The organism is Agromyces archimandritae (assembly GCF_018024495.1).
Taxonomy (GTDB): domain Bacteria; phylum Actinomycetota; class Actinomycetes; order Actinomycetales; family Microbacteriaceae; genus Agromyces; species Agromyces archimandritae.
The window spans coordinates 2,929,276-2,944,640 of record NZ_CP071696.1; the positions used below are offsets into that span (position 1 = coordinate 2,929,276).

Here is a 15,365-nt window from a genome sequence, read left to right on the forward strand (position 1 = left end):
GCCGCGGATCCATCGCCCGCGGTACCCGTCGATCCTACCCGAGAAGGCTCCGAGCTCTCCGAGGCGCGGGGCGCGGCGGCCCCGTCGGGCACGACGTAGGCTGAACGGGTGGTCTTCCGTTCCGCCCGCCGCCGCCAGCGCACCGAACCGGCCGGCATCCGCCCCCGCGTCTCGCAGACGTCGCTCGAACGCGCCGACTTCACCGAGTTCGCACCCGAGCCGCTCGCCTTCCTCGGCCAGGCCGCGTGCATCCAGCTCGAGTTCTTCGAACTCCTCGCCAAGGCCGTCGCGACCTCGCCGGGCCTCGCGCCGAAGGAGGGCGTGAGCGTCGTCGCCGGCGTCGCGCTCCGCCGCCACCACCGCCTGCTCGACGAGGTCCGCGCCCACGACGGCGACCCGGTCGGGATCATGCAGCCGTTCGCCGATGCGACCCTCGAATTCCGCGAGCAGATCCAGGGCGCCGACTGGTGGGAGCTCCTTCTCGGCATCCACATCGCCAGCGGCATGCTCGACGACTATTTCTCGCACCTCGCCCAGGCGCTGCCCCGCGAACTGCGCGAACGCGTCACCGAACTGCTCGCCCCCGACCCGCGCGCCGCCGGCGTGCTCGAGGCCGAGATCGAACGCGGCATCCGAGAGGTGCCCGGGCTCGGCGACCGCCTCGCCCTCTGGGGTCGCAGCATCGTCGGCGACACCCTGCTCGTCGCCCGGTCGGCCCTCCGCGGCTCCGAATCGGGCGCGGGGCCGGGCAGCGGCGTCGAGCCCGTGTTCACCGAACTCATCGCCGAGCACACGCGGCGGATGGATGCCCTGGGGCTCACGGCCTGACGGGCGGGCACGGGCATCCGCCCGGCCGCCGCGACAGACCCTCAGGCGTGCGCGACGCCGTGCTTGACGAGTTCGTCGAAGCGCGCCTCGTCGGCCCGCTCGCGCATCGGTCCGATGAGCAGATCGATCCCGGCGACCGCGAGGCCGGTGACCACGAGCACGACCGCCCAGATCCACCCGCCGTCCCACGCCCAGCCGAGCCAGGTGAGGGCCACCCACAGCGCCATCGCGATCGCCGCGCCGGCCGCCGGCAACAGCACGACGCCGTGCAGGCGCCGACGCGGCAGCAGGTAGCGCGCCGCGAGGCCGAGGATCGCCCCGCCGAGGGCGATGAACAGCAGCTCCATCAGGCCACGAATCCGACGCGACGGCTCTCTTCCGAGCCGATCTCGACGTAGGCCAGCGCGGCCGTCGGCACGACGTAGACCGAGCCCTTCGCATCCTGGAGGCGAAGCACCGACCCGGAGGCGACCGCGTCGGAGACGGCCTGCTCGACCTCCGCCGCGGGCTGGTCGGTCTCGAAGCCGATCTCTCGAGGGGAGTTCTGGATGCCGATGCGAACGTCCACGGTGCACCTTTCTGTCGTTGCACCCAGATTAGGTCACCGGGGCACCCGGCGGTGGCGGCCGTTCACTGTCGGCGGAACGGGTTAGCGTGATCGCATGCTCCCCGAACCCGACCACGCGCCCGGCGCGCTCGCCCTCGGCGGCGCGCCGGCGATCGATCCCGACGCCTCGCAGCGGGCCGTGCTGGATCTGCCGGCCGGCCGTCACGCCGCCGTCTTCGGGGGGCCCGGCACGGGCAAGACGGCGACGATCGTCGAACTCGTCGCCGAACGGGTCGCCGCCGGCCTCGAACCCGAACGCATCCTCGTGCTCGCCGCCACCCGGCAGACGGCGACGGCGCTTCGCGACGGGCTCGCCGTCCGCCTCGGCCGCGCCACGCGCGGCCCGCTGGCCCGCACCGCGAACTCGATCGCGTTCCAGCTGGTGCGCGGCCTCGAGGGCGAGGAGACGCGGCTGCTGACCGGCGCCGAGCATGACCGCCTCATCGACGAACTGCTGCGCGGCGGCCTCGAGGGCGGGGCCGGACCGGTCTGGCCGGAACGGCTCGGGCCCGAGGTGCGCGCCCTCCGCGGCTTCCGCGGCGAGCTGCGCGACCTCGCCATGCGGGCCGCCGAGCACGGCGTCCGCCCGGCCGAGCTCGCCGGCCTCGGCCGCATCGCCGAACGGCCGGAATGGATCGCCGCGGCCGGGTTCCTCGCGGAGTACGAGGAGGTGAAGGACCTCGCCAAGGCCCGGCGCTTCGACTCGGCCGAACTCCTCGCCTACGCCGCCGCGATCGTGCAGCGGAGCCCGAGCGATCCCGAGGCCGCCGCCGCGCTCGGCCCCCTCGGCGAACTCGGGCTCCTCCTCGTCGACGACGCCCAGGAGCAGACCGCGGGCGTCGCCGAGCTGCTGCGGGGATTCGCCGCCCGGGGGGTGCAGGTCATCGCCTTCGGCGACCCCGATGTCGCCGCGAACGGCTTCCGCGGCGGGCGGGCGGAACTGCTCGGATCGCTGGATCGCGTGCTCGGGGCGCCGGCCGAACGGCTCGAGCTCTCGGTCGCCCATCGCGGCCGGCCCGAGATCCGCGGCGTGCTCGCCGGAACCGCATCGCATATCGGCACCGCGCTCGGCGGTCGGCACCGCGCCCCGGCGCTGTCCGAGGCGGCGACGGAACGGGCCGCCGCCGACGCCCTGCCGCCGCTCCTCGGCATCGAGGCCGCCTCGCACGGGGCGGAGGTCGCCCGCATCGCCGAGCTGCTGCGCGAACACCGCCTGCTCGGCGGCGTGCCCTGGTCGCGCATGGCGGTCGTGCTGCGTTCCGGCGGCGACGTGCCCGGCATCGAGCGGGGCCTGGCGATGGCCGAGGTGCCGACGGCGGTCGCGGTCGCCGGGCAGGCCCTCCGGGATGCACCGGCCGCTGCGGCCCTGCTGCGGGCCGCCTCCCTCGCGATCGGCCGGGAGGAGCTCGCACCCGAGCTCGCGGTGTCGTTGCTGACGGGCCCGATCGGCGGCCTCGACGCCGTCGGCCTCCGGCGCCTCCGGCTCGCCCTGCGGCAGGAGGAGCTCGCAGCCGGCGGAGACCGCCCGGGCGACGAACTGCTCGTCGACGCCCTCGGAGCGCCCGGCGGGTTCGAGACCGTCGACGCGCATCCGGCCCGCCGCGCCGGCCGGCTGGCGAAAACCCTCGATGCGGCCCGCGCGACCGCCGCCGGCGGCGGCACCGTCGAGGAGGTGCTCTGGGCGATCTGGTCGGGCAGCGGGCTCGCCGCCGAATGGGCGGCGCAGGCGTCCGGCACGGGCGTGCTCGCCGACGAGGCGAACCGCGGGCTGGATGCCGCCGTCGCCCTCTTCGCCGCCGCGCAGCGCTTCGTCGAGCTCACCCCCGAAGCGCCCGCGGGGCGCTTCCTCGACGAACAGCTCGGCGCCGACGTGCCCGAGGACACCCTCGCACCGCGGGCCGCAGGCGATGCGGTGCTCGTCGCCACGCCGGCGGCGCTCGTCGGCCGTTCCTTCGACATCGTCGTGATCGCCGGGCTCCAGGAGGGCACCTGGCCGAATCCGCGCCCCCGAGGCACCCTGCTGCAGGCCGAGCTGCTGCCGCGCACGGCCGCGGCGGTGCGGGCCGGGGAGGCACCGCCGGCACCCGACGACGCCCGCACCGCCCGGCAGGCGGTGCAGAGCGACGAGTTGCGCCTGTTCGCCCTCGCGGTCTCGCGCGCCGAGCGCCAGCTCGTCCTGAGCTGCACCGCCGACGACGACGAACAGCCCTCGAAACTGTTCGGCTTCGCGGGTGCGAACCGCCACGGCGGACGGCGACGGCCGCTGCAGCTGCGCGGCCTCGTCGGAGCGCTCCGCGCAGAGCTGGCCGCGACCGGCGGCGGCCCGGCCTCCGAGGCCGCCTCGGCCCTCGCCCTGCTCGCCGAACAGGGCGTGCCCGGCGCCCACCCCGAGGAATGGTACGGGCTCGCCGAGCCCTCGACCGAGCGGCCCCTCATCGACCTCGACGGCGACCCCGAGGCCCGGGTCTCCGTCTCGCCATCGCAGATCGAACGCGCCGAGGAGTCGCCGCTCGGGTGGTTCGTGGACCGGGTCGCCTCGCCGCCGTCGGGCATCGCGGCATCCATCGGCACGATCGTGCACGCCGTCGTCGAAGAGCTCGGCACGCGCGAGGACGCCGACACGAGCGTCGAGGCCGTCTGGGAAGAGGTCGCCCGGCGCCTCGAATCGGTGCCGTTCGAAGCGGGGTGGGTCGCCGCACGCGAGCGTCGCGGCGCCCGGCGCATGGCCGAGGGCGCATCGGCCTACCTCGGGAACTTCGCCGACGACCGCAAGGTGCTGCTCGGCGCCGAGGGGCGTTTCACGCTCGAGACCGGCAGGGTGCGCATCACCGGCACCATCGACCGCGTCGAACGCTCGGCGGACGGCACCACGGTCATCGTCGATCTGAAGACGGGCCGTACGCCGCCGAGCGTGAAGGGGATGAAGCAGCACGCCCAGCTCGGCGCCTACCAGCTCGCGGCCCGTGCCGGCGCGGTCGCCGGGCGGGGTGCGGATGCCGCGGGCGAGGCGATCGGCGGGCACGACGTCATCGGCGGGGCGAAGCTCGTCTTCGTCGCCGTGCCCTCGTCGAAGCTCGCCTACACGGAGCGGGTGCAGCAGCCCTTCGACGAGGAGGAGGCGCAGGCCTTCGCCGACCGGCTCGACGTCGTCGGCCGGCTGATGGCCGGGTTCCGCTTCGAGAGCCCCGCATCCGTCGACCGGAACTCGACATTCAAGGCCTGGCACTACCGTGTGCAGCTGGTTCCGGCGGTGTCGGCATGAACGAGGAGACGGGGATGAGCGAACACGTGCGGCTCACGGCGGCCGAGATCGCCGAACGGCTGGGCCTGCACCCGCCGACCGCCGAGCAGGCCGCCGTGATCGAGGCCGATCCGCGCGGCCAGGCGATCGTCGTCGCCGGAGCCGGCAGCGGCAAGACCGAGACCATGTCGAACCGGGTCGTCTGGCTGCTCGCGGGCGGGCACGTCGCCGTCTCGGAGGTGCTCGGCCTCACGTTCACCCGCAAAGCCGCCGGCGAGCTCGCCGAGCGCGTGCGGCTCCGCGTCGGAGAACTCGCCGACGCCGGCATCGGCGCCTTCGCAGACGACCCGCTCGAGTCGGCGACGATCGCGACCTACAACTCCTTCGCGAGCGCGATCTACCGCGAGCACGCGATGCTCATCGGCCGCGAACCGGACGCATCCGTGCTCGGCGAGGCATCCGCCTGGCAGCTCGCCCGCCGCGTCGTCGTCGCCTCGGCCGACGACCGCCTCGTCGAACTCGACGCCTCGGTCGACCGGCTGACCGGCGCCGTGCTCTCCCTCAGCCGTGCGATCGCCGAGAACGTCGTCGATCCCGGCGAGCTGCGGGCCTTCGCCCGGGAATTCTGCGAAGCGAATGCGGAGCTGCCGCACGGGCCGAGGCAGCGGGTGGATTCCAAGGACCTCGCGAAAGCGCTCGGAGACGTCGCGGCCCTCGACCCGCTCATCGACCTCGCCGTCGCCTACCAGGACGCCAAACGCGTCGGCGGATACGTCGAGTTCTCGGATCAGATCGCCCTCGCCCTGCAGATCTGCACCGAGCATCCCGAGGTCGTCGAGGAGTACCGCGGCAGATACCGCGCCGTGCTCCTCGACGAATACCAGGACACCTCCGTCGTGCAGACGCGCCTGCTCGCGACCCTCTTCGGCGGATGCTCCGTGATGGCCGTCGGCGACCCCGACCAGTCGATCTACGGCTGGCGCGGGGCGAGCGCGGCCAACCTCGCCCGATTCGGGCGCGACTTCGCCGGCGGAACCGCCGCCGCCTTCGACCTGTCGACGAGCTGGCGGAACCCGCACCGGGTGCTGGAGGCCGCCAACACCCTCATCGCCCCGCTCGCCGACGGGGCTGCGATCGCCAAACTGCCGCTTTCGGCATCGCCGTTCGCCGGCGAAGGCGCCGTCGAAACCGTCTGGCGCGAGACCATCGAAGACGAGGCCGCCGCCGTCGCCGCCTGGTTCGACGGCCGGCTCGCCGGCGAACGGACGGGCGCCGTGCTCTGCCGCACCTTCGCCGACATCACGGTCTTCACCGATGCGCTCGAAGCCCGCGGCATCCCGTACCACGTGCTCGGCGTCGCCGGCCTCCTCGAACAACCCGTCATCGCCGACCTCGTCGCGGCGCTGCGCGTGCTGCACGACCCCTCGGCCGGCGCCGAACTGCTCCGCGTGCTCGGCGGCGCCCGCTGGCGGATCGGACCGGCCGACCTCGCCGAACTCGGCACGCTCGCCCGATGGCTCGCCGATCGCGACATCGCCACCCGGCGCCTCGGCGACGAGGTGCGCGCGAAGCTCCGTGCGAGCATCGCCGTCGACGAGACGCCCTCGATCGTCGACGCCCTCGACTTCCTCATCTCGGCCCCCGACGGGCATCGCGCCCTCGCCGGCTTCAGCCCCGTCGCGCTCGCCCGCATGCGGCGCGCCGGTGCGCAGCTGCAGGCCCTGCGGCGCCGGGCGGGCTTCGCGCTCGCCGACTTCGTGCACCTCGTCGTCCACGAACTGCAGCTCGACATCGAAGTCGCCGCGAACCCCGCCCGCCGACTGGGGCGGGAGAGCCTGGACGCCTTCGACGAGCTCGTCGCCGGCTTCGCCTCATCCGCCGAGCATGCGACCCTCGGCGCCTTCCTCGGCTGGCTGCTCGAGGCCGAACAGCGCGACCGGCTGAGCCCTCGCGGCGAGGAGCCGGAGCCGGGCGCCGTGCAACTGCTCTCGATCCACGCCTCGAAGGGCCTCGAATGGGATGTCGTCGCCATCCCCCGGATGGTGGACGGCGAACTGCCCGGCCGCCTGCGGAGCACCAAGGGATGGATCGCCTTCGGCGAGCTGCCGTACGCATTCAAGGGCGATGCCGAGGAGCTGCCGGAGTTCGTCTGGCAGGGCCACGAGACACAGAAGGACTTCGATGCCGCGCTCGCCGCGTTCGGCGTGGAGAACGCCGAACGGCATGCCGAGGAGGAGCGGCGCCTGGCCTATGTGGCGGTCACCCGCGCGCGCGCCGAACTGCTCCTCAGCGGGTCCTGGTGGTCCCGGCAGACGAAACCGCGCCCGCCGGGCACGTTCCTCTGGGAGCTCTCGGAGGCCGGGCTCATCCCGCCGGACACGCTGCCTGCGGCCCCGGCCGAGCCGGAGAACCCGCTGGACGCATCCTCCGAGCGGCTGAGCTGGCCCCTCGATCCGCTCGGACGCCGCCGTGACGCCGTCGAGCACGCCGCGCGTGCCGTGCGGGGCGCCGCCGAACGCCCGAGCGGCGAGGGCATCGGTCCGCGGCTCGCGGAGCACATCGAACTGCTCCTCGCCGAACGCCGCGCCCGCGAGGCCGGCGAGCAGGCGCTCACGGCGCCGACGCGCATCCCGGCGTCCCGCTTCAAGGACTACGTCGACGACCCCGACGCGGTCGAGCGGGCGCTGCGCCGCCCGATGCCCGAGCGGCCGTTCCGGGCCACGCGCGTCGGCACCCTCTTCCACTCCTGGGTCGAACGTCGCTCGAACGGCGGCGGCGAGCTCGACGCGCTCGACGCCGCCGATGCGCTCGGCGGGGCCGATGCGCTCGCCGCCGCCGACGGCCTCGTGGGCGCCGCCGACGAGGAACGCATGGCCCGGCTCCGCGACACCTTCCTCGCCTCGCCGTGGGGCCACCGCGCGCCGACGGCCGTCGAGCTCGAACTGCACCTGCCGCTCGGTGCGAACGTCTTCGTCTGCAAGCTCGACGCCGTCTACGAGGCGCCGGCCGAGGCGATCGCCCGCGGCATCCGCTACGAGGTCGTCGACTGGAAGACGGGCCGTTCGCCGGCCGACGCGCGCGATCTCGAACTCAAGCAGACGCAACTGGCCCTGTACCGGCTCGCCTATGCGAACTGGGCGGGCATCGACCCCTCCGAGATCGACGCCCTCTTCTACTACGTGGAGGAAGACCTGGTGATACGCCCCGAGCGGCTCTACGACGAAGCGGAGTTGCGCTCGGCCTGGGCGTCGGTGGCGGCGCGTTCGGGGTCGGAGGGTTCGGAGGCTGCGGGCGCCTCGGCATCCGCGCCCGTCTGAGCGGCGGCCTCGGCCCCGGCGTCCACCTCCTCGCCCCACCCGTCGAGGTCGAGCGGGATCGGCTTCGTCAGATTCGCCTCGACCTCGTCGCGGTCGCCGCCCTCCAGCTCGGAGAAGCGGTAGCTGTCGGTCAGCAGGCTGCCGCCGGCTTCGCGCGCCGCCCGGTCGCGCGGGGTGCGGTCCAGCAACGTCTCGACCTCGCCCACGGCCAGGATCGGACCGGTGTCGGCCGAGAGCGGGCTGCTCTCATGCGTGTGCACGCGTTCGACGAGGCCGTCGAGCAGGCCGACCGCGTCTTCGACGATCGAGTCGTCGCGCGAGGCGACGCCGTGCAGCAACCACCTCGCCAGCTCGAGCTCGCCCCAGAGCAGCGCCCGCCGTTGCAGGGCTTCGTCGGTGCCGCCGAGGGCGGACCGGTAGGCGTCGAGCGCCGTGCCGGCGGCACGCCCCCGGCTCGTGAGCAGCCAGTGCAGGTCGCGGGCCGGGTCGCCGACCTCCAGGCCCGACCAGCCCACGATCGCCGAGACGGCACCGGTCTGCACGAGGATCGAGTCCGCGTCGAGCGATCCGTTGATGACGGTCGGGCGGAAGCGCCAGAGCACCTCGTCGTCGGCCGCTTCCTCCCAGCGGCGCAGCAGAGCCGCCGGCAGTCGGCCTGTCTCGGCGGCGCTCGCGATGAGCCTGGTCGCCTCGTGGCGCACCTCGTCGGCCGTGCGGCGCGGCAGGCCAGCCTCCGAGACGAAGGCCGGCGGGAGGGCGTGCAGGGCGGCGATCGATCGGCCGATGGATGCCGCGAGGCTCTCATCGGCGGTCAGCAGCTCGGCGTCGTAGGCGGCGCCGTCGAGGAAGTCGGTCACGATGCCGCGCGTGTCGCCGGCGGGGACCTGCCCGGCGAATTCGGGCACGGCGAACGGCAGCCGGGCGCGGATGCCGTTCGTCAGGGCACGGAGGGCCACGAGGTCGGCGGACTGCTCGCTCTCGGCCGCCTGCGAGCGCGGCACCCGGATGAGCAGGATGCGGCCGTCGGCGGTGCAGATCCGCGCTGCGTCGTAGGCGCCGGCCCGGCCGCGCGAGTGCCGCGCGACGCCGGTCGGCTCGAGGCCGGGCACCGCTGCGGTGGCCAACGCAGCTAGAGTGAGTGGTGGTCTGGCCATGGCTCCAAGCCTAGGCAGCCGATCCGCGGAGCGGCCGACCGCCACGCCTGGCCGGCCGACTCCGACACCCGTCGTTCCGGAGGTGTTCGTGCCCGAGCCCGCTGAGGATGCACCCGGCGGCGCGACGCCGCCCGCCCCGCATCCGCCGCTCGCGCGCACCCCGGCCGACCGCGACGCGGAGGCGCGCACCGAGGAGGCCGGCGAGGCCTTCGCGTCTCGTGCGGACGCGCGGGTCCTCGCGATGCACGCTGGCCGTGTGCTCCAGGCGATGCGCGTCGGCGGTCGGGGGCCCGAGCTCGAACTCAGGCATCCGTCCGCGCTGCCGGATCCGGAGCTGCGGGTCTACCTCGGCCGGCTGCCGGGCGGCGAGCCGCTCGAACTCGGCGTGTTCGGCGATGAGGCGGCGCGGCGGATCGAGCCCGAGCCGGCCCGCTGGGTCGGGGTGCGCGGGGCCGAGCTGCCGGAGGTCGAGCTCGCCTTCGCGGTCGAGGCGCTGGGGCTGGCGAATTGGCACCGTTCGCACGCCAGCTGTCCGCGCTGCGGGGCGCCGACCGAGCCGGTGCAGCGCGGTTGGGCGCGCCGCTGCCCCGCTGAGGATGCCCTCGTGTTCCCGCGCACCGATCCGGCGATCATCACGCTCGTCACCGACGACGAGGATCGCGTGCTGCTCGGTTCGAACGCCATGTGGGAGCCGAACCGGTATTCGCTGCTCGCGGGCTTCGTCGAGCCGGGCGAGAGCCTCGAGTCGGCCGTCGCGCGCGAGATCCGCGAGGAGGCCGGCATCGGCGTCGACCGCATCGCCTATGTCGCATCGCAGCCGTGGCCGTTCCCGGCGTCCCTGATGCTCGGGTTCACGGCGCGCGTCCCGGCCGGGGCGGATGCCGCGCTCGCCCGCCCCGACGGCGAGGAGATCCTGTCGCTGCGCTGGTTCTCGCGCGCCGAGCTGGCCTCGACCGTCGGCGAGGTCACGCTGCCGGACGGCACCTCGATCGCGCGGTGGATGCTCGAGCGCTGGTTCGGCGGGCCGATCCCCGACGCACCGGGGGCTGGGGAGTGAGCGAGCCCGAGGCGCTCCTGGAGGCCCTCGACGAGGAGCAGCGCGTGGTCGCCGAGGCCCTGCACGGCCCGGTGTGCGTGCTCGCCGGCGCCGGCACGGGCAAGACGCGTGCGATCACGCACCGCATCGCCTACGGCGTGCGCACCGGCGCGTACGACCCCAAGCGCGTCATGGCCCTCACCTTCACGAGTCGCGCGGCGAACGAACTGCGCGCACGCCTGCACGCGCTCGGCGCCGGCGGCGTGCCGGCGCGCACCTTCCACTCGGCGGCCCTCGCCCAGCTGAACCACTTCTGGCCGCAGCTGGCCGGCGGCCCCGCCCCGCGCATCCTCGAGGGCAAGGCGCGGGTGCTGGCGCAGGCGGCGCAGCGCATCGGCCTCGCCGTCGACACGGCGACCCTGCGCGACGTCGCCGGCGAGATCGAATGGCGGAAGGTCACCGGTCGCTCGGTCGAGCAGTACGCATCCGCCTTCGAGGCGCGCGGGCCCGTCGGGCGGCTCTCGCTCGAGCAGGTCCTCGAGCTGCAGGCCGCCTACGAGACCCTGAAGGACGAGCGGCGCGCGCTCGACTTCGAGGACGTGCTGCTGGCCACCGCCGGCATGATCGCCCAGGAGCCGGCCGTGGCGATGCATGTGCGCGAGCAGTACCGGCATTTCGTCGTCGACGAGTATCAGGACGTCTCGCCCCTGCAGCAGCAGCTGCTCGAGCTGTGGCTCGACGACCGCAGCGAGGTGTGCGTCGTCGGCGACGCGAGCCAGACGATCTACTCATTCGCGGGTGCGGATGCCGGATATCTGCTCGGATTCGAGCGGCGCTGGCACGATGCGACGCTCGTGCGGCTCGTCCGCAACTACCGCTCGGCCCCGCCCATCATCGGCTACGCGAACCGCATCATGGCCGGCCGTGCGGGCGCCCTGCAGTTGCGTTCGGGGGTGGGGGCGGATGCCGCGGCGCATCCCGTCCTCGAGGCGCCGCCGATCCACGTCGCCGACGACGACCTGGCCGAGGCGCGGCACGTGGCCGCGCGCATCCGCTCGCTCATCGACGACGGCGCGGCCGCCTCCGGCATCGCGGTGCTCACGCGCGTGAACTCGCAGTCGGCGGTCGTCGAGCAGGCGCTCGGGGAGGCCGGGGTGAGTCACCGGGTGCGCGGCGGCGCGCGCTTCTTCGACCTGCCGGAGGTGCGCGAGGCCGTGCGTGCGCTGCGGGCGGCTGCGCTCACGATCAGCGACGAGCCGTTGTTCAAATCGGTGTCGGACGTGCTGCGTTCGCTCGGCTGGTCGGTGGAGCCGCCGACGGGACCGGGTGCGGTGCGGGCACGCTGGGAGTCGTTGAACACGATCGCGGCGCTCGTGGACGGGATGCCGGCCGGCACGACCTTCAGGCAGTTCGCCGACCAGCTGAGCGCGCGGGCCGACGCCCATCACGAGCCGACGGTCGAGGCGGTCACCATCGCGACGGTGCATTCGGCGAAGGGCCTGGAATGGGATGCGGTCTTCCTCATCGGCCTCGCCGAGGGGCTGCTGCCGATCTCGTACGCCCGGCGCGAGGAGTCGATCGACGAGGAGCGTCGGCTCTTCTACGTCGGCGTGACGCGCGCCAGGCGCCGGCTGGAGCTCAGCTGGGCCAAGCGGAGCCCGCAGTCGCGTGCGGACCGGGAGCCGTCGCGTTTCCTCCGAGAAGCCGGCAGCCGCATTCCGGCTGGAACGCCAGCGCGCGCTCGGTGATCTCGCCGTCGACGGCGATCCGCGTCACGGAGGGGGCCGGGTCGCCGCCGTCGAGGTGGCGTTCGGCGATCCGGAGCGCGCGGACGACGGCGTCGGCGGCGACGAGGCCGCCGAGCTCCGCGGGGCGGTGGATCAGCTGCATCGCGACCGCCGGCCAGGTCGGGTCCTCGCGGCGGCGGTCGAGGTTCGCACAGGCGAGGCACGGTGTGCGGCCGGGGACGACGAGGGGGCCGACGACCGCTCCGGCGTCGTCGGCGACGATCGGCAGGTGGGGGAGGTCGCGCCGTTCGTAGGCGGCCGCGGTGGCCGCCTGCGGCGTCCAGTCCGAGACGATGAAGACGAGACGGGCGGCCGGGTCGCGGGGGTCGACGAGGCGCATCCGCCGCTCGTCGAGGAGGGCGATGATGCGGTCGGCGACCGGCCCGCCGCCGTCGATGGCGACGGCGTGCCGGACCGGCTCGACCTCGAGCACGCCGGTCAGCCGGGTGAGGAGGCGGTCCGCGGTGAGGTCGTCGCCGCCGAGCCCGGTCGCGACGGTGCGGAGGGTGGATCGATTCGCCCCGTGGCGCAGCAGCTGGACGAGCTGGAGCTCGACGTCATCGGGTTCGATCACGAGCCGTGCCACGGCCCCGCCGAACTGGAGCTCGGCGGCGGAGCGCCAGACGATGGGCAGGTGCGGATCGATGCGCGGGGTCATGCACGAGAGCATGCCAGCGGCCCGCGGAGGGCGTCTGCGGTTGTCCACAGGCGCCGACCGCCCGGCGGTCAGCGGGCGGGGCCGCCGGCGGATTCGTCGTCGTCCGGGCGTTCGCGCGGGGGCAGATCCTCGTCGCCGAGGGGGGCCGTCTCACCGCGCAGCAGGGCTTCGAGGGCCTGGTCGAAGGATTCGTCGGCGGAGTTCGTCTCGGCATCCGCCCCCGAGACCCGCGCGACGAACCCGGCCGGGTCGTCGAGGTCCTCGCCGGTCGGCAGGAGGTCGGGGTGGGCCCAGAGGGCGTCGCGCCCCTCTTTGCCGACGGCGTCGGTGATCCGTCGCCAGAGTTCGGCGGCCTCACGGAGGCGGCGGGGCCGCAGTTCGAGGCCGACGAGGGTCGCGAAGGCGGACTCGGCGGGGCCGCCGGAGGCACGGCGGCGACGGATCGTCTCGGCGATCGCACCGCTTCGCGGGAGCCGCTCGGTCGCCTGCGCGGTCGCGACGTCGACCCAGCCCTCGACGAGGGCGAGCATCGTCTCGAGGCGGGCGAGCGCGGCCTGCTGACCGGCGTTCTTCGGGCGGATGAGGGTGCCGGAGACGACGGCCTCGCGGAGGGTTTCGGGGTTCGACGGGTCGAAATCCTCGGCGAGCTCTTCGAGGCGAGCGGTGTCGACCGAGATGCCGCGGGCGAACTCGGTGATGGAGGAGATGAGGTGCAGGCGCAGCCAGCGGGCGTGGCGGAACAGGCGGGCGTGGGCGAGCTCGCGGACGGCGAGGTAGAGGCCGACCTCGGAGGCGGCGATGTCGAGGCCGTCGCCGAACTCGGCGGCGTTCTGCGGCAGGATCGCGGCGCGCCCGTCGGGCAGCAGCGGGATGCCGATGTCGCCGCCCGAGACGACCTCGGCCGAAAGCTGGCCGACGACCTGGCCGAGCTGCATGGCGAAGAGCGTGCCGCCGACGGCGCGCATCATGCGGCTCGCGCCTTGGATCATGCCGCGGAGCTCCTCGGGCGCCTGCTCGCTCATGACCCGGGTCAGCGAGTCGGAGATCGAGAGGGCGACGGGCTCGGCCAGCTGCGACCAGATCGGCATGGTCTGGGCGACCCAGGCGCGGCGGGTGAGCAGCTCCGGGGTGCCGGGCAGCGAGCTGACGTCGACGGCCTCGTCGAGCCAGAGCGCGGCGAGGGTGAAGGCGCGGTCGTATTCGGCGCGTTCGGCCTCGCCGATCTGCCGCTGGCCGGCCTGGGCCCGCTCTTCGCCCTGCTTGAGGGCGATCGACCAGTCGATGCCGTCGTCGGCGCGGTTCATGGCGCCCTGCAGTTGCTGGAAGATGGCGGCGAGGCTCGCCGGGTCGCCGGGCAGGCCCGCGGCGCCGGCCAGTTTCGACGGGTCGATGCCGCCCTGGCCGGAGAGGAGCTCGCGCAGCATGTCGCGGAACTCGTCTTCGGGGTTCTCGTCGCCCGGCTGGTCGTTCCGATCGGACACGTCAGCCACCTCTCGCTCGTTGTGATCTACGCTAATCGAGCCCGCTGTCCTGCGGGCCGCCGATCGCCTCGGAAGAGGTGTTCGGGTGTCCGCCTGCCGCGAACAGGCCCGATCCGACGCACCGCCGGGAGGCTCCCATGGCACTCTTCTCCGACGACGGCCCGACCTCGGGCGAGCCGGAGATGCGGGCCGAGCGCCGCCGCAGCGCGGGATGGTTCCTCCTCATCGCCGCGATGCTCGTCGTCGGACTGTTCGCGATCATCCCGGCGCCGTATGTCATCGAACAGCCGGGCCCGGTGTACAACACGCTCGGTTCGGCCGAGAACGCCGACGGCGACGAGATCCCGCTCATCGAGGTCGCGGACGCCGACATGCATCCCGATGACGGCGAACTGAATCTGCTGACCGTCTCGGTGGTGGGCCGGCCCGGTCAGACGCCGAACTGGTTCGAGCTCGGCCTGGCCTGGCTCGATCCGACCCGTACGGTGCTGCCGATCGAGGCCGTCTATCCGCCGGACGTCACGCCCGAGGACCGCGATGCGCAGAACCAGGCGGCCATGGTGGACTCGCAGCAGGATGCGATCGCCGCGGCCCTCGTCGAGCTCGGCTACGACTTCCCCCGGGAGGTGACGATCGCCGGGCTCCTGGAGGACTCGCCGGCCGAGGGCGTCCTCGAGGAAGGCGACGTCATCGTCGCCGTCGAGGGCGAGGAGGTGCACGACACCGGGACCCTCCGCGAACGGGTCGCCGCCTCGGGCGCCGGCACGCCCGTCGAGCTCACGGTCGAGCGCGACGGCGAGCGGCTGAACGCCGAGGTGACGCCGGTCGAGCGCGGCGGCCAGGTGCTCCTCGGCGTCGGCGTGCGGATGGAATACGACTTCCCGATCGACGTCACGATCCAGCTCGACGACGTCGGCGGGCCGAGCGCGGGCATGATGTTCGCCCTCGGCATCATCGACACGCTCACCCCGGGTTCGCTCACCGGCGGCGAGTCGTGGTCGGGCACCGGCACGATCGATTCCGCGGGCAGGGTGGGGCCGATCGGCGGCATCCGCCAGAAGATGCACGGTGCGGTGGATGCCGGTTCGCACTGGTTCCTGGCCCCGGCCGCCAACTGCGACGAGGTTGCCGGAAACATCCCCGACGAGCTGACCGTCGTCTCCGTGGAAACCCTCGAAGACGCCCTGACGGCCGTGGAGACCGTCGCGCGCACCGGCGAGGCCTCCGGCCTTCCGTCCTGCCCGGCCTCCTGAGCG

Annotated in this window: 11 protein-coding genes; 6 read left to right on the forward strand and 5 right to left on the reverse strand. The window is 74.0% G+C overall.

What is annotated here, in order from left to right; genetic code table 11:
* Positions 1–108: 108 nt before the first annotated feature.
* Positions 109–828 carry a ferritin-like fold-containing protein gene (locus tag G127AT_RS13465; RefSeq protein ID WP_210897702.1) on the forward strand — a complete coding sequence of 240 codons (720 nt, stop codon included), beginning with the start codon at positions 109–111 and terminating at the stop codon, positions 826–828.
* A gap of 41 nt (positions 829–869) precedes the next feature.
* Here G127AT_RS13465 and G127AT_RS13470 read toward each other — a convergent pair whose 3' ends face one another.
* Positions 870–1,175: a hypothetical protein gene (locus tag G127AT_RS13470; protein WP_210897704.1), complete on the reverse strand. Its 306-nt coding sequence runs from the start codon at positions 1,173–1,175 to the stop codon at positions 870–872.
* Positions 1,175–1,396, reverse strand: coding sequence for a DUF3107 domain-containing protein (locus G127AT_RS13475; RefSeq protein ID WP_210897706.1), 222 nt, complete (start codon positions 1,394–1,396; stop codon positions 1,175–1,177). The genes G127AT_RS13470 and G127AT_RS13475 overlap by 1 nt, the downstream gene beginning before the upstream one ends.
* A 94-nt stretch (positions 1,397–1,490) precedes the next feature.
* Between G127AT_RS13475 and G127AT_RS13480 the strand changes: the two genes are divergently transcribed.
* Both G127AT_RS13480 and G127AT_RS13485 read left to right on the forward strand, forming a co-directional pair.
* Positions 1,491–4,697 carry a UrvD/REP family ATP-dependent DNA helicase gene (locus G127AT_RS13480; RefSeq protein ID WP_210897708.1) on the forward strand — a complete coding sequence of 1,069 codons (3,207 nt, stop codon included), beginning with the start codon at positions 1,491–1,493 and terminating at the stop codon, positions 4,695–4,697.
* A 14-nt stretch (positions 4,698–4,711) separates the two neighbouring features.
* On the forward strand, positions 4,712–7,993 hold the full coding sequence (locus G127AT_RS13485) for an ATP-dependent helicase (RefSeq protein ID WP_244857593.1): 3,282 nt from the start codon (positions 4,712–4,714) through the stop codon (positions 7,991–7,993).
* Here G127AT_RS13485 and G127AT_RS13490 read toward each other — a convergent pair.
* A complete protein-coding gene (locus tag G127AT_RS13490; protein WP_210897712.1) occupies positions 7,891–9,147 on the reverse strand; it encodes a phosphotransferase in 1,257 nt (418 codons plus the stop codon). The two genes, G127AT_RS13485 and G127AT_RS13490, sit on opposite strands and share 103 nt — an antisense overlap.
* Positions 9,148–9,235: 88 nt before the next feature.
* Between G127AT_RS13490 and nudC the strand changes: the two genes are divergently transcribed.
* Together nudC and G127AT_RS13500 are read left to right on the forward strand one after the other, a co-directional pair.
* A complete protein-coding gene (gene nudC / locus G127AT_RS13495) occupies positions 9,236–10,204 on the forward strand; it encodes an NAD(+) diphosphatase (protein ID WP_244857595.1) in 969 nt (322 codons plus the stop codon).
* A complete protein-coding gene (locus G127AT_RS13500) occupies positions 10,201–11,931 on the forward strand; it encodes an ATP-dependent helicase (RefSeq protein ID WP_210897716.1) in 1,731 nt (576 codons plus the stop codon). Before nudC ends, G127AT_RS13500 begins: the two co-directional genes overlap by 4 nt.
* Here the strand turns inward: G127AT_RS13500 and G127AT_RS13505 are convergent.
* The gene (locus G127AT_RS13505; protein WP_210897718.1) at positions 11,822–12,628 is read right to left on the reverse strand and encodes a hypothetical protein; all 807 of its coding nucleotides are present in this window, start codon (positions 12,626–12,628) and stop codon (positions 11,822–11,824) included. The two genes, G127AT_RS13500 and G127AT_RS13505, sit on opposite strands and share 110 nt — an antisense overlap.
* Before the next feature lie 68 nt (positions 12,629–12,696).
* Positions 12,697–14,052 carry a zinc-dependent metalloprotease gene (locus G127AT_RS13510; protein ID WP_210902158.1) on the reverse strand — a complete coding sequence of 452 codons (1,356 nt, stop codon included), beginning with the start codon at positions 14,050–14,052 and terminating at the stop codon, positions 12,697–12,699.
* 194 nt (positions 14,053–14,246) lie between these two features.
* Between G127AT_RS13510 and G127AT_RS13515 the strand changes: the two genes are divergently transcribed.
* On the forward strand, positions 14,247–15,362 hold the full coding sequence (locus G127AT_RS13515; RefSeq protein ID WP_210897720.1) for a YlbL family protein: 1,116 nt from the start codon (positions 14,247–14,249) through the stop codon (positions 15,360–15,362).
* The last annotated feature ends 3 nt before the right edge of the window (positions 15,363–15,365 follow it).